Source organism: Nitrobacter winogradskyi, from assembly GCF_006539545.1.
GTDB classification, from domain to species: Bacteria; Pseudomonadota; Alphaproteobacteria; order Rhizobiales; family Xanthobacteraceae; genus Nitrobacter; species Nitrobacter winogradskyi_A.
In genome coordinates this window covers 14,605-28,651 of record NZ_BJNF01000004.1, presented here as the reverse complement: position 1 = coordinate 28,651, position 14,047 = coordinate 14,605, and the positions used below count along the sequence as shown (strand labels likewise).

14 protein-coding genes are annotated in these 14,047 nt (G+C 61.5%); 6 read left to right on the top strand and 8 right to left on the bottom strand.

Annotated elements, in window-relative coordinates; all coding sequences use genetic code 11:
* Positions 1–110 precede the first annotated feature (110 nt).
* The 6 genes from NWI01_RS01585 to NWI01_RS01560 all read right to left on the bottom strand — a co-directional run bounded on the left by NWI01_RS01585 (position 111) and on the right by NWI01_RS01560 (position 4,832).
* Positions 111–1,061 (bottom strand): multicopper oxidase domain-containing protein, encoded by a 951-nt coding sequence (locus NWI01_RS01585; RefSeq protein ID WP_141382055.1) that lies wholly within the window; start codon positions 1,059–1,061, stop codon positions 111–113.
* Between the two features lie 46 nt (positions 1,062–1,107).
* Positions 1,108–1,464: a c-type cytochrome gene (locus NWI01_RS01580; protein WP_141382054.1), complete on the bottom strand. Its 357-nt coding sequence runs from the start codon at positions 1,462–1,464 to the stop codon at positions 1,108–1,110.
* Positions 1,464–2,141 (bottom strand): c-type cytochrome, encoded by a 678-nt coding sequence (locus NWI01_RS01575; RefSeq protein ID WP_141382052.1) that lies wholly within the window; start codon positions 2,139–2,141, stop codon positions 1,464–1,466. The genes NWI01_RS01580 and NWI01_RS01575 overlap by 1 nt, the downstream gene beginning before the upstream one ends.
* Positions 2,142–2,164: 23 nt before the next feature.
* On the bottom strand, positions 2,165–3,241 hold the full coding sequence (locus tag NWI01_RS01570) for a multicopper oxidase domain-containing protein (RefSeq protein ID WP_141382050.1): 1,077 nt from the start codon (positions 3,239–3,241) through the stop codon (positions 2,165–2,167).
* A 313-nt stretch (positions 3,242–3,554) separates the two neighbouring features.
* Positions 3,555–4,205, bottom strand: coding sequence for a tetratricopeptide repeat protein (locus NWI01_RS01565; RefSeq protein ID WP_141382048.1), 651 nt, complete (start codon positions 4,203–4,205; stop codon positions 3,555–3,557).
* A 198-nt stretch (positions 4,206–4,403) separates the two neighbouring features.
* The gene (locus tag NWI01_RS01560) at positions 4,404–4,832 is read right to left on the bottom strand and encodes an RrF2 family transcriptional regulator (RefSeq protein WP_141382046.1); all 429 of its coding nucleotides are present in this window, start codon (positions 4,830–4,832) and stop codon (positions 4,404–4,406) included.
* 298 nt (positions 4,833–5,130) lie between these two features.
* On the opposite strand from NWI01_RS01560, the gene NWI01_RS01555 reads away from it, so the two are divergent.
* From NWI01_RS01555 to mnhG, 6 genes are read left to right on the top strand one after another with little or no spacing between them, the layout of a single operon-like run.
* Positions 5,131–8,073, top strand: a complete 2,943-nt coding sequence (locus NWI01_RS01555) for a monovalent cation/H+ antiporter subunit A (RefSeq protein ID WP_141382044.1) — start codon at positions 5,131–5,133, stop codon at positions 8,071–8,073.
* A complete protein-coding gene (locus tag NWI01_RS01550; RefSeq protein ID WP_141382042.1) occupies positions 8,073–8,411 on the top strand; it encodes a Na+/H+ antiporter subunit C in 339 nt (112 codons plus the stop codon). The genes NWI01_RS01555 and NWI01_RS01550 overlap by 1 nt, the downstream gene beginning before the upstream one ends.
* A 2-nt stretch (positions 8,412–8,413) precedes the next feature.
* Entirely contained in the window at positions 8,414–10,021 is a 1,608-nt protein-coding gene (locus NWI01_RS01545) for a monovalent cation/H+ antiporter subunit D (RefSeq protein ID WP_141382040.1), read from the top strand.
* A complete protein-coding gene (locus tag NWI01_RS01540; RefSeq protein ID WP_141382038.1) occupies positions 10,018–10,506 on the top strand; it encodes a Na+/H+ antiporter subunit E in 489 nt (162 codons plus the stop codon). Before NWI01_RS01545 ends, NWI01_RS01540 begins: the two co-directional genes overlap by 4 nt.
* Complete coding sequence (locus NWI01_RS01535; RefSeq protein WP_141382036.1) at positions 10,503–10,781, top strand: K+/H+ antiporter subunit F; 279 nt, start codon at positions 10,503–10,505, stop codon at positions 10,779–10,781. Before NWI01_RS01540 ends, NWI01_RS01535 begins: the two co-directional genes overlap by 4 nt.
* A complete protein-coding gene (mnhG, locus tag NWI01_RS01530; protein ID WP_141382034.1) occupies positions 10,778–11,137 on the top strand; it encodes a monovalent cation/H(+) antiporter subunit G in 360 nt (119 codons plus the stop codon). The genes NWI01_RS01535 and mnhG overlap by 4 nt, the downstream gene beginning before the upstream one ends.
* 134 nt (positions 11,138–11,271) lie before the next feature.
* Here the strand turns inward: mnhG and NWI01_RS01525 are convergent, their stop codons facing one another.
* Both NWI01_RS01525 and NWI01_RS01520 read right to left on the bottom strand, forming a co-directional pair.
* Positions 11,272–11,676: a hypothetical protein gene (locus tag NWI01_RS01525; RefSeq protein ID WP_141382032.1), complete on the bottom strand. Its 405-nt coding sequence runs from the start codon at positions 11,674–11,676 to the stop codon at positions 11,272–11,274.
* A 32-nt stretch (positions 11,677–11,708) separates the two neighbouring features.
* A complete protein-coding gene (locus tag NWI01_RS01520; protein ID WP_141382030.1) occupies positions 11,709–13,820 on the bottom strand; it encodes a multicopper oxidase family protein in 2,112 nt (703 codons plus the stop codon).
* Positions 13,821–14,047: the final 227 nt, after the last annotated feature.

Below are 14,047 nucleotides of genomic sequence, written 5' to 3'. Positions count from 1 at the left end.
GAAGAAAACGCGACAAACTAAATCATAGAGCCCGCTTCTGATTCTATCAGAAACGGGCTCTAAAAATTGTGACGTGGAACGCCAGGGACGCCCCACGTCACGGTCTGACGTCAGCGGACGAGGATTTTGTCACCACGCCCCATCGAGGGATCAGCCTTGTCGCTGATCATGAGAATCGCGATGCCGCCGGTTAGCGCGGCGCGCATGGAGTGATTCACCAGCGCATAGGCGCCTTCCTTCGGTGAGATGAGGTCGAAGGTCGCGGCATCGCCCGGCGCCAGGGTATAGTTCTGCATCCCGACCATCACGTTCTTCGGGTTGCCCGACGGATAGATCCTGTCCCAGATGCCCGCGATCGGATGAAATCCGGAAAACTCGTTGGGACCGGCATTGACCATATAGATGCGCACGCGCTCGCCCGGCTTGGCCTCGAGTGTCTGCGTGGCATGTTCATCATGCACGGGGTCATACTGGAATGGCACTGCGTTGAAGGCGTTACGCTTCCACTTGTTCGCCATCATCGCGTCGACGTCTTCGGGATTCTCGAAGATCTGATGCTCGATCAGGACGTACTCACGGTCCGCCTTGGGCATCGCATTGGGGTCTTTGGGATCGATGATGACCACGCCGAACATGCCCCGGGCGATGTGCTGGATCATCGGATCGGATCCGCAATGATAGAAGAACACGCCAGGGTGTTCCGGAACGTAGGAGAAGGTCTTGGTCTCGCCGGGCTTGATCGACGCAAAATCCGTCAGAACATCCGAGCGCGCGGAGTGCATGTCGATCGAATGCGATTTCTTGTTCGTGGCGTCGTTCTTCAAGGTGAACTCGATGGTATCTCCTTCCGTCGCCCGGATTATCGGACCGGGGACCTGACCGTTGAAGGTCCAGGCGGCGACGGTATTGCCCTGATTATCGAGCGGGACCGTCACTTCCTTGGCGACCAGTTCGATCTTGACAGTCTTGGCCTGGGCCGCGGTGATCGCGGCGCCGGCAAGCACCATGACGGCCGCCACGCTCCCCGCGATGACGCCATTCCTCAAACGTGCAGTGGTCATTGAAATCGCTCTCCCCTTCATGGCCTGGTATGATTCCTCGTTGAATTCACTTGCCGCATTTGCAGACCTGCCGCAGATATTTGACGAGGCCCTTGATCTGGTCTTCAGACAGGACGTGACCCCAGGTCGGCATCAGCACCGACTTGTTGACGGCAAGCCCGCCTTCCTTGATGGCCTTGAACAGTTCGTCATCCGGCGTGTCGCTCATGCTTTTCGCATCGGTGTGATCGCGCGGCTTCACGGAAAGGGCGGGCACGTTGACGCCGGTGCCGTTGCGCTGAAGGCCGTGACACTGCACGCAGTAGACCTCATAGACCTGCTCGATCGACTGATCGGCCTGGCTTGTCGATGGCGCGAGCAGCAGGGCCAGACCAGCGAGAACCGCCGACATTTGCGTTTTCATCACTTGTCTCCTTGGCTCAACTGAACCAGAAACGCGGTCAGCCGCTGGATATCCTGATCCTTCAGGTTCGACGTCGGCATCCAGATGTGCGGATCGAAACGCTGCGGATCGGCGGTATAGGCGGCGATGAAGTCCGCCTGCAGCCGCACGCCGGCATCGGTCAGCCGCGGTCCGGAAAGCCCCCCCTCGCCTTTATCGCCCTGATGGCAGGCAACGCAGCCGCGAAACTTGACGAAGGCCAGCGACCCCATCCGCGCGCCTTTCATATCACCCTTGAAAATGCCCGCCGGAACGAGATCGGCGGGAGCCTTCAAAGCCATCAGCGCCTCAGCGGCGGCCTCGGCATCGGCTTTCTTGAGTTTCGGATGAGCGGCGATCTTGGACGGATCGGGCACGTCGTTCTTGTCGCCCTTCTTCACCGTCTTGAAATACGGATAACCGGCGGGACGGATCGGCTTGGGGTCCTGCAGCCAGGCAACCAGCCATTCCTTCTTGAACTTGCTGCCCGCGTACCAGAGGTCGGGACCCTTGCGGGTCAGCAGCCTGTCCAGCGATGTGTCGGCCGGCTTGGCCAGCGCATGACAGCCGGAACAGCTCGGATCAAGTTTGTCGGCGGCGCTTGCGCTGCCCAGTAATGCCGCGGTCAGGCCCGCGACGGCGAGCAAAAGCCCTTTCATGTCCACTCTCCTTTCGATCGGGTTCAGGGCGCGGGATCGCCCTTGAAGGCAGGGCTCTCGTGCATGTCGAGCGGCTTCTTCATCGATTCCTCGTAATAGAAATCAGGCACGAACTCCTTGTTCTTCCATTTGTAGAAAGACTGCTCCTTCACCGGAATTTCCTCGTATTCGATGGTGGTCATCATGCCGCCCATCGGAGAACTGCCGTTCGTGGTGTGCTTGTCGATGTGATCGTGCACCATCCAGATGCCGGGATTATCGGCGCGCAGGATCAGGTCATAGCGCTCACCCGGCCCGAACAGGATCGTGTCGGCGAGGTAGGGATTGGCGAGGGGCCGGCCATCCTTTGCGTAAACCTCGAAGAGGTGGCCGTGGATATGGATGGAATGCATCTCGTCGCCGGCGCCGATCAGGCGGATGCGGACGACATCGCCCTCCTTGATCCGCAACGGCTGGGTGTCCGGATAGGCCTTGCCGTTGATGGTGAAGAAATCCGGCACGTCGCCAGGGACGCCGCCATAGCCCGGCTTCTTCGCCCAAGCCGACGCCCAGCTTGAGAACATCATGATGTAATCTTTGGTGACTTCCTTCTCGACCGGCGGCGGATCCTTCGGGTCGATGATGAAAGGACCCCACATGCCGCGCATCGCAACGTGCTCGTTGACGTTGACGTGACAGTGATACCACATGGTGCCGGACGGTTCGGCCTTGAAGCGGTAGGTGAAGGTCTCGCCCGGAGGAATCGCCGGCTGCGTGACATCCGGCACGCCATCGTGCTTCCAGGTGCCGCGCTGATACAGGCCGTGCCAGTGAATCGTATGCGGCAATGTCGTCTGGTTTTCGACCTCGATCTCAACATCATCGCCTTCCTTCACGTGGAAGAGCGGGCCGGGACTCTGGCCGTTGAACGAGAAGACGTGAAAGGTCTGCTTGTCGACGAGCTTGAGGATCGTATCCTCGATGATCATCGAGAACTGCCTCGTCTCGGCAAGCGCCGCTCCCGGACTCACGGCGCACAATGCGGCGCTTGCTGCGAAGATGACTTTTGCGAGACGTGCGCGCAGCGCACGGCATTGCACGATCATGGGCATAACATGCATTCTCGATTGATGTTTTTAGATAAACCGCTACCAGGCACAGGCGATCCTGAGCGTTCATCCGTCAGGCGCCTGCTCCCGCTGGAGTCGCCGATACTGAACAGTTGTCGTGATCATGACGCGTGAATTCAACCTCGAACCGACTTCATGCAAACCGTGCCATCTTCAGAGCCATAAAGCAATATTTAAAATTCATCTTTTACACACTTCGCGTCGCATTGAGGATGCGCCTGACGATCGGTCGCGCGCGCGTTGCGTGTCGAATCCTTTGCGCGACGGCGCCGGTTACATCGCAGCACGTTATATTGCGGCATGACTACATCCCCGAGGTGCAGAGAGCCTGCAGCGTCAGCTGGCTGATGCCGACCTCCTCCGCCGCCCTTGGCATCACCGTCCAAAGCCGATCATTCCAGGTCTGATCGTTTCCCACCGTCCGCATCAAGCCGACCCATTTCACCAGCGCCGGCTTCGCCTTGCCGTTTTGCAGCAGCCACTTCCCCATATAGAAACGCGCGATCAGGTCGTTCGGATCGCCTTTGAGCACGCGTTCGAATTCCGCCTTGGCCCGATCCGAGATCACGCCGCCATCCGCCAGCGCGAGCGCTTCCCCCAATGCGACATGAAGCAAGCTGTTTTCAGGATCACGCTCGATCGCGCGCTCGAGCAGCGGAATGCTCAAGCGAGGAAGGCTCAGTTGCAGTAATGCGCCACCCATGATTGCCCAGGGCTGGCTCGCGTGCTCCGCGGCCAGGAGCTTCGGCAGGTCGAACAGGCCCTCAAGCGGCACGGGCGGATTGGTCGCCGCGCTGTTCAAGGGAATGGTGACGTGATGCGTGGCGAGAGGCGATTGATACGTGAACCAGACCGCGACAGCCATGCCGACCGCGGCTCCGGCAAACGAGGAGCCAAGGTACAGCTTCAACCAGCCTCTGGACTTCTGCGTTTGATTGACGGGTGCTTTCCTCATGCCTCACGCCGCGGATGGATCAGATCGTCTCACTCTCGTGCGACGTGGCGTAAACATGTACTGAGGATATATGTTTGTACAGTCTGAAATCGACAAAAACACAGATTCAGGGGCCAGAGCGGCAAACGGTAGCAGGCCGATGCACGCGATGCGGCGCTATCTGCCGATATCCCGCGGCAATAACGGACGGCGCGCCGTTCAAGCAGCCGGCGGGATCCCGAAATCTTTCGGACTGAGAATGAGATCGGCGAGCGTATAGCGATCGAGCGTCGTGGTGAACGCATTCAGCGCTTCCCGCAACGGCGCCCGCAACCGGCAACTCGACGTGATCGGACAGCGGTTGTTCGAGGAAAAACATTCCACCAGCGCAAAATCCGGCTCGGTGGCGCACAAGACGTCGCCGAGCTTGATCCGGTTTGGCCGTTTGGCAAGCATCAGCCCGCCGGACCTGCCACGGACGGCCTTGAGATAACCCGCGCGCGTGAGCTGATTTGCCACTTTCATCAGATGAGTACGCGAAATGCCGTAAACGCTGGCGGTCTCTTCAATCGTGATCAGCCGATCGCCATGGGTGGCCGCATACATCAGCAGGCGCAGAGTGTAGTCGAAGAAGCTCGTCAGTCGCATCGGGGTTCCGCCGGCGGCACGTCGCGTGATCAGGGGAAAAAGATGAACCGGTCCGACGCCTTTCGCAAGTGTCGATACGTAGCATCAGCCTTGACGCTGCATCAGCCTCGACGTCGCATCAGCCTTGATGTCGCATCAGCCCTGGCCGCAACGCGCAGCAGTTTCACGGAGCCAGGCCGGACATCAACTCTGGCTGCCCGCGACTCGACGCCAGCTTGCCTTCCCGCCTACAAATCGACCATACCATGGTTCCCGGCCGACATAACCGTCTGGAGTTCTCGTCCCGAAAAGGTCACGAATGACGATGCCTTATGAAACGATCCTCATCGTCGTTCTCGCGCTCCCCTTCGCCGGGAGCTGTGTTGCCGCGGTCCTTCCGAGCAACGCGCGCAACGCGGAAGCCTGGCTGGCCGGCGCGGTTTCGCTCGCCTGCGTGGTGCTTCTGGCCGTCAGCTACCCTCAGATCGACGACGGAGGGGTGATCCGGCATACCGTCCAATGGATGCCTGAACTCGGCCTCGACTTCTACCTGAGGATGGACGGCTTCGCCTGGGTGCTGGCCGCACTGATCGTCGCCATCGGGTTCCTGGTGGTGCTCTATGCCCGCTATTACATGTCCCCCCAGGATCCCGTACCGAGGTTTTTTTCCTTTCTGCTCGCCTTCATGGGAGCGATGCTCGGCATCGTGCTCTCCGGCAACCTGATCCAGCTGGTTTTCTTCTGGGAACTGACCAGCCTCTTTTCCTTTCTGCTGATCGGCTACTGGCACCAGACGGCGCAGGCGCGGGACGGCGCGCGCATGGCTCTGATCGTGACGTCGGTCGGCGGATTCTGCATGTTCGCCGGCATACTGATCCTGGGAAATATCGTCGGCAGCTATGACCTCGATCAGGTTCTCGCGTCCGGGGACAAGATCCGCGCGCATTCGCTCTACACTCCGACGCTCGTCCTCATTCTGCTCGGGGCCCTGACAAAAAGCGCGCAGTTCCCGTTCCATTTCTGGCTGCCTCAGGCGATGGCGGCGCCGACGCCGGTGTCGGCCTATCTCCACTCCGCCACCATGGTGAAGGGTGGGGTCTTTCTTCTGGTGCGGCTCTGGCCGGCGCTGGGCGGAACGGACGAGTGGGTGTGGCTCGTGGGTTCGGCGGGGTTGATCAGCTTCATGCTCGGAGCGTTCATCGCTCTTTTCCAGCAGGACATGAAAGGGCTGCTCGCCTACTCGACTATCAGCCACCTCGGGCTCATTACGCTGCTTATCGGTCTCGACTCACCGCTCGCACAGGTCGCCGCCATCTTTCACCTGATGAACCATGCAACGTTCAAGGCATCGCTGTTCATGGCGGCCGGGATCATCGACCATGAAACCGGCACCCGCGACCTGCGCCGCCTGAGCGGCCTGCGGCGGTTCATGCCGGTCACGGCGACGCTGGCGATGGTCGCCGCCGCCGCCATGGCCGGCGTTCCGTTGTTGAACGGCTTCCTGTCGAAGGAGATGTTCTTCGCCGAGACAATCGAAACTCACACCAACTCACTGCTGGACCAGTCGCTGCCCTATATCGTGACAGCGGCCAGCATGTTCACGGTCGCTTACTCGCTGCGGTTCATAGCCGAAGTGTTTTTCGGCCCCCCGCCGAAAGAGTTGACACGCATACCGCATGAACCGCCGTTCCTGATGCGTTTTCCCGTCGGGCTCCTCGTTCTTGCCTGTCTCCTTGTCGGCATTGTTCCCAGCCTCACGATCGGTCCCCTGCTCCTCACCGCGCTCCATGCCGTCCTCGGCGACATCATTCCCATTTACAGCCTTGCGATCTGGCACGGCTTCACGCCCGAGTTCGTGATGAGCCTGGTCGCGATCACCGGCGGCGTAGCCATCTATCTGATGCTCCGGTCGTATCTGCTGATCGCGGAAGGGCCGCCGCTGTTGCGGCATATCCAGGGTCAGCGCATTTTCGACCGCGTGCTCGTCGCCATCTCATGGCAGCTCGCAAGGCGGCTGGAGGAATTGCTCGGCACGCGCCGCCTGCAACCACAGTTGCGGCTGGTGTTCTGCGCGGCTTTGCTGGCCGGGATCGCTCCGATGTTCGCTCACGGAATCGATATCTGGGGAACGGCGCGAACGTCTTTCGATGTCACATTCGCGCTGATCTGGGCCGTAGGAGGCGCCTGCGCGCTGGCCGCGGCCTATCAGGGCAAATTCCATCGCTTCGCAGCCCTCATTTTCGTGGGTGGCGCGGGTCTGGTGACGTGCGTCAGCTTCGTCTGGCTCGCCGCGCCTGATCTCGCCCTGACCCAACTGGCGGTCGAGACCGTCACGACCGTACTGCTCCTTCTCGGGCTGCGTTGGCTGCCGAAGCGCATCGAGAAATTTCCCGCAGCCGACGTGCCGGAACGCGATCTCTCCTCGCGCCGCTACCGCGACCTCGGCATCGCGGTCGCATCCGGAGGCGGGCTCGCCGTGCTGTCCTACGCGGTCATGACGCGAGCGGCGCCCGACAGCATCGCGCGGTTCTTTGTCGAGAACGCCTACACGCTGGGCGGCGGGACCAACATTGTAAATGTCATCCTCGTCGACTTTCGTGCGTTCGACACTTTCGGCGAGATCACGGTGCTCGGCATCGTCGCGCTGACCGTCTATGCCTTGCTGCGGCGATTCCGGCCCGCTGCCGAAAGCATTCCGGTGCCCGAGCAGCAGTCCTGTCAGGATCTCTACGATGAGGCTCAACCCAGTCGCGAGAAGGGCGACACGCTCAGGAGCGCGATGGCCGTCCCCCAGCTCATGATGGCACTGGTTTTCCCGGTGATCTGCACGACAGCGGTTTTTCTCCTGCTGCGGGGCCACGACCTGCCCGGGGGCGGATTCGTCGCCGGCATCACGATGGCCGTCGCGTTCATCCTCCAGTACATCGCTCGCGGAACCACCTGGACGGAGGACCATCTGCGCATTCTGCCCGTGCACTGGATGGGCGCGGGCCTGCTCATGACCGCCGGCGTCGGCGTGGGCGCCTGGTGGTTCGAGCGGCCCTTCCTGAGTTCGTCATTCTCATATCGCGAGATTCCCTGGATCGGCTCCGTGCCGGTGGCGAGCGCGCTCCTGTTTGATCTCGGAGTCTTTGCACTGGTCGTCGGCGCCACCGTCCTGATGCTGATCGCGATCGCCCACCAGACCGTGCGCAGTCATCGGACGCCTTCCAGCCGCGCATCCAGCGCCGCAGCCGCATCCGCAACGGCCGAGGTGCGATAGTGGAAATCGTACTCGCTATTGGCATCGGCGTGCTCGCGGGTTCGGGCGTGTGGCTGCTGCTTCGACCGCGCACGTTTCAGGTCATCATCGGCCTGTCATTGCTGTCTTATGCGGTCAATCTTTTTATCGTCGCGATGGGGCGGCTCAAGATCGACGCCGCCCCGATTCTGGGGTCGCATGCGGCTGACAACATCAACGGCCTTCCGGATCCGTTGCCACAGGCGCTCGTCCTGACGGCCATCGTCATCAGTTTCGCGACCACCGCGCTGTTTCTGGTCGTTCTGATCGCATCCCGCGGCCTGACGGGGACCGACCACGTCGACGGACGGGAGCCGTAATCGTGAATAATCTGATGATCGCGCCGGTCGTGCTGCCGCTGTTTGCAGGCGCGATCATGTTGGCTCTCGGAGGAGAGCAGCGACGCAACATCAGCGCCGCGCTCAATATCATCACGTCTTTCGCGCTGGTGGCGATCTCCATCATCCTGCTGCGCGCGGCCGATGTCGCTCCGACAGGCGTCGCCGGCGTCTATCGCCTGGGCGACTGGCCCGCGCCCTTCGCAATCGTGCTCGTGGTGGACCGGCTGGCGACGCTCATGCTGCTGCTGACCAGCCTGCTCGCCGCCGCGGCGGCCGTATTCTCCCTGGCGCGCTGGCACCGCGCGGGAGTGCTGTTCCATCCGCTGTTTCAGTTCATGCTGATGGGAATCAACGGCGCTTTCCTCACCGGCGATCTCTTCAACCTGTTTGTTTTCATCGAGGTCCTGCTCGCGGCTTCCTATGGCCTGGCTCTGCATGGCTCGGGATCGGCACGGGTCAAGGCCGGGTTACACTACATCGCCGTCAACCTGGTGGCGTCGCTGCTGTTTCTGATCGGCGTCAGCTTGATCTACGGCGTAACCGGCACGCTCAACATGGCGGATCTGGCCACGCGCATTCCTGCGATCGGCGCGCAGGATCGTGGGCTGCTGGAGGCCGGAGCCGGCATCCTGGGCATCGCGTTTCTCGTCAAGGCCGGGATGTGGCCACTATGCTTCTGGCTCCCCGGCACCTATGCGGCCGCGCCGCCGCCGGTGGCGGCGATTTTCGCGGTGCTGACGAAGGTCGGCGCCTACATCATCATCCGGCTGTCGCTGCTGCTGTTCGGTGATGGCACCGGAGCGTCGGCTCAATTCGGAGATCAGTTGCTGCTCATGGGCGGCATGGCGACCGTGGCGTTCGGCGCGATCGGAAGCCTCGCGTCGCAGGACATGGCGCGGCTCGCTTCCTTTTCAGTGCTGGTATCGTCAGGCACGATACTCGCCACGATCGGTCTGGGACAGGTCGGCGTGACCGGAGCCGCCCTCTTCTACCTGATCAGTTCGACGCTCGGCCTGGGCGCGTTCTTCCTCCTGATCGAATTGGTCGAGCGCGACCGCGAGCCCGGCGCCGACGTGCTCGCGGTGACCCGGGAACTCTACGGCGACGAGGACGACTCGGAAAATTCGCAGGAAACCGGAATCGCGATCCCGGCGACGATCGGCATCCTCGGCGTGGCTTTCATCAGTTGCGCCCTCGTCATCTCGGGCATGCCCCCGCTTTCCGGATTTGTCGCCAAATTCGCGATCCTGACGACCGCTCTCGGCGCTCCGGCGAACGAACTCCCTCTCGCGATATGGATCTTTCTTTCCCTGTTGATCGTTTCAGGACTGGCGGCGCTGATCGCCATGACGCGCGCCGGCATCCGTTCATTCTGGGCTTCGCCGGACCGCACCATTCCCCGCGTCCGTCTGATCGAGATGGCGCCCGTTGCGGTCCTCCTGCTGCTTTGCGCCATTCAGACAGTCGAGGCAGGCCCCATCATGCGATTCATGCAGGCGACAGCGCAATCGCTGCATGCCCCTCACCACTATGTCCGTGGCGTTCTGGATTCTCCGGCCAAGCTCAATGATTCACGGGGGCCGACATGACGCGCCTCGTGCCGTTTCCCCTGGTCAGTCTCAGTCTCCTCGGGTTCTGGCTGCTGCTCAATGAAACACTTTCGCCGGGCCACATTCTTCTGGGCAGCGTGGTGGCCCTGATCGGCGGATGGGGCCTTGCAGCCTTGCAGCCGCCGAAGGCGCGGCCACGGCGGCTGGGTGCGATCTTCCGCCTGGCCTTTCTCGTTGTCGTGGACATCGTGCGATCCAACGCAGCCGTCGCCCGCATCATTTTCGGACCCGAACGAAGGGAACGGACCGTGGGCTTCGTGGAGATCCCGCTTGAACTCCGCAACCCCTATGGGCTGGCGGCGCTGGCCTGCATCATCACGTCGACGCCGGGCACCCTGTGGGTGGACTTCAACGAGGCGAGCGGCATTCTGACCATCCATGTGCTTGATCTGGTCGACAAGGCCGAATGGGTGGACATCATCAAGGGACGTTACGAGCGGCGGCTGTTGGAGATTTTCACATGAGCATGATGCTTGCCTGGTCGATCACCACGGCACAGATCCTGCTGGGCTGCGCGATGGCGTGCGCCGCCTTCCGCATCCTTCGTGGGCCACGGGCGCAGGATCGCGTCGTTGGATTCGACAGTCTTTATGTGAACGCGATGCTGCTGGTCCTCACCCTGGGCATCCGCACCGGCACGACACTTTACTTTGAGGCGGCCCTGATGATTGCGCTGCTCGGCTTCGTCAGCACAGTGGCCCTCGCCAAATTCCTGCTTCGCGGGGAGGTCATCGAGTGAATGCGGCAGATGAACTTTCCGCGCTGCCCGCCGTCCTGACGGCGGTTTTCCTGGTCGGCGGAGCGGCGATCACGCTGATCGGCTCGTTAGGCCTGCTCACGCTCCGAAGCTTTTACGAACGGGTCCACGCACCCACTTTGGGAACCACCCTGGGAACGGCCTGCATCGCCATCGCGTCGATGATCTACTTCTCCGCGCTGGGAACGCGTCCGGTGCTGCATGAGCTGCTCATCATTGTTCTCATCATCACGACGACCCCGATCGGCCTGATGATTCTGGTCAATGCCGCCCTCGTTCGGGATAAATCCGAAAGCGACGGAGCGCCCCAGCGAAAGGCAAAAGACGAGCACCCCTGATGCCGTGGTTTGATGATTTCCTCATGGCAGAGCTTTCGAGCGAAGCGCGGCTTTGCGTGAGGAACGCTATAGACCCGGCATCGCTTGAGGAAACGCAGTGTCGTTAGCCGCTCCACCGCGGCCCGCCGTTGGAATCAGTTTGCACGAACCGCATAAAACGATGCCACCACCCCCGCCGGGCTGGCGCCATGCGGGATGGTGCGCACGACTGAACCCACGATCGCCGGCGCTTCCAGCTGATCGGCGCTATTCGGCCAAACCGGCACCAGCCAGCCGATGTAATCATAGATCCATGGCTCGCCTCCGACCGTACCCTTGCCCTGGAAGCGCACCTGCATGGGCGAACCGTAACCAAAACTGCCGCGCAGATCGAGCGACCACCCGGGTCCGCCAATGGTCCCTGAAAGCTCGGTTTCGGACCGCTCCACAATGGTCAGCGTCCCCGCGCCGAAAAGCAGGTCGTTGGCTGGCTTGTTGAGGTTGGGATCGTTGAGGAAGCTGCGATAGCTCCAGTTTCCGACAAAGGGATTGGTCATCATCGTTCTCCGAATCTTCCCGCGTGGACGGCTCCTCACTTGTGACCCTTGTGCCCTCCCACCCGCGCGTGATCTCCCGAGCGCGCCGCGTCGCCCGGCGCGGGGCTATCCACCTGGTCGGGAAGAACGACGGAGACGTTCTGCATCATGCCTTGATCTTCGTGATCGAGGATATGGCAATGCAGAACGTATTCGCCGATGTAGCGCTGGTAGCGGGTGCGGAACTTGATCGTATAGATGCCGCCGGGAGCCGACGACGGAGGGATCAGGCTCTTGATCCACAGCGTGTCCTTCCAGATCCCCTTGAGCCCGGGATATTGCGGATCGGGAGGCGTGCCGCCGGCATTGTCGATCGCGCCCGCGGCGCTGACATCCTTGCCGTTGGGATCAAGGATCGAAACGATCTGGAACGGGTTGACGTGAATGTGGAAAGGATGGCTGACGAAATGCGACTGCAGCACCCATTCCTGCGCCTTGCCGAGCGGCAATGAGCGGTCGATGCGAGCCGGGTCATAAGGCTTCACGTCAGCCGTGTTCAGCGTGTTGCCGACTTCGAACTTCACGTCGGGGCCGGACGTGTCGATGAAGAAGGTCAGCTCCTGCGTCCCATTGCCCCTCACCTCTTCGTCGGCGATGTCGGGATGCGGCGTGAAGCTGGAGAGTTTCGTACCGTTCTTGAGGTCCGCGATCACCGTCTGCTTGACATCATCCGGCATGTTGGCGTCAGCCAGCGCCAGCAGCTTGCCGTTGATATGGGATTGAATGTCCTTGACCGGCGTTCCCGCGGCCACGTCCACCACCGCCAGCAGCCGCGGACCGACATCGAGTCCGTTGACCACGCCCGATTTCGGCGCCGACGCGTCGATCACGCAGTATCGTCCGGCGTCAGGGAACGCGACAAGCGCATCGAACCGATAGCCCGGCTGAAAGGTCGCGAGTTCGGTCATCTGTCCCGCACTCATCGTCAAACCGTCCGCCGCGACCAGCATGTAGGGGACCGGCGTGGAGCCGCATGTATCCTTGATGAAATCGGCGGCGGCGCCTGCCTTCAACAGGGTTTTCGTACCCGGCTTCAGCTTGCCGTCACGCACCTTGAAAAACTGCAGACTGATGGTGTCGCGCACGCCGGCATGGATCATGCGCCAGCGCTCGATCTCGCCCTGCTTCGCCTTGAGCGGATTGTCGGGATTGAAGACCAGTCCGTTGAGCGAGGTATAGCGGCCTGACGCGGGCCAGGTCCCCGGACCGAACTGATCGTAGCCCTCGATGCCGCCGACATCGCCCGGATCGCAGATGTACCGGCCATCGGCGTCCTGCTTGATCGGGCCGAGTTCGCCCGGCTTGGGCGCGGGCCCGCGGCAGGCATACTGGATCTGCTGCATCACCAGCACCCGCTCCGGAATGGCCGACCTCGGGATCAGCGTGTCGAGGTCACCATGCGCGGTTGGCGACGGCGGGCGATCGCCGCGAATGATCAGGGCGCCCGCCATGCCGCTGGAGACCTGCAGCGCGGTCGAGCCATGACGGTGAGTGTGGTACCAGAAGGTGCCGGACGGATGATCAGAGGGGATGTTGTATTCGTAGGTGAACCGCGTTTGCGGATTGATCGACAGCAAGACGTTGTCGCTATTGCCGGTCGGGCTTACCCACAGCCCGTGGGTGTGGAGATTGGTGCCGTTGAAGCAATGCGGAATATCAGGCATCTGCGCCCCCGGCATGCAGCCGGGATCACCGGGTTGCGGGCCCGCGGGCAACGTGTTGTCGAGGGTGATGCGCACCGTATCGCCGGGAATTGCCTCGATCGTCGGCGAAACAAAGGGATCGTTCGGGTTGACACCCTTTCCGGTGTAACCACGCAAACGAACCTTGTCGTATCCATCCTTTGACGGATTATAGATCTGACTGTCGATATATTCGATCTTGAGATCGAGCTGACGGTCGCCGCGGACAGGCTCCGTGCTTCCGGGGATTGGCGCGGCGGGAGCCAGCTTCTTGAAGGCCGGCTTGGCGATCGGCGCCCGCTCGTCCTGCAGCACAGGGGGATTGTTGATCTCGGCCGCCGCCGGAATGGCCCCGGCAAGTGCTACGCCACCGACAAAAAAACCCGCCAGATATCCGGCGCGCGCTACCGTTCCGCCACGCGACATGCGACCCCCTCAAATTGCTCCGGCTTGAAAAAGCTCCCCGCCTTCCGCAAGTATAATGCGCCACATATAAGGCCGTGTCGAGCTTTTGATGCGGCGTATGGCGAGATATACTATGTTATTACAATATAAATAAGTTTATTTACTTATTTGCGCCGACTTTCTCATTATTCGAACGGACCGACCGCGCCCTTGCGGTTGGATTGAGAGGGATTTTGGCAACCTCCCGC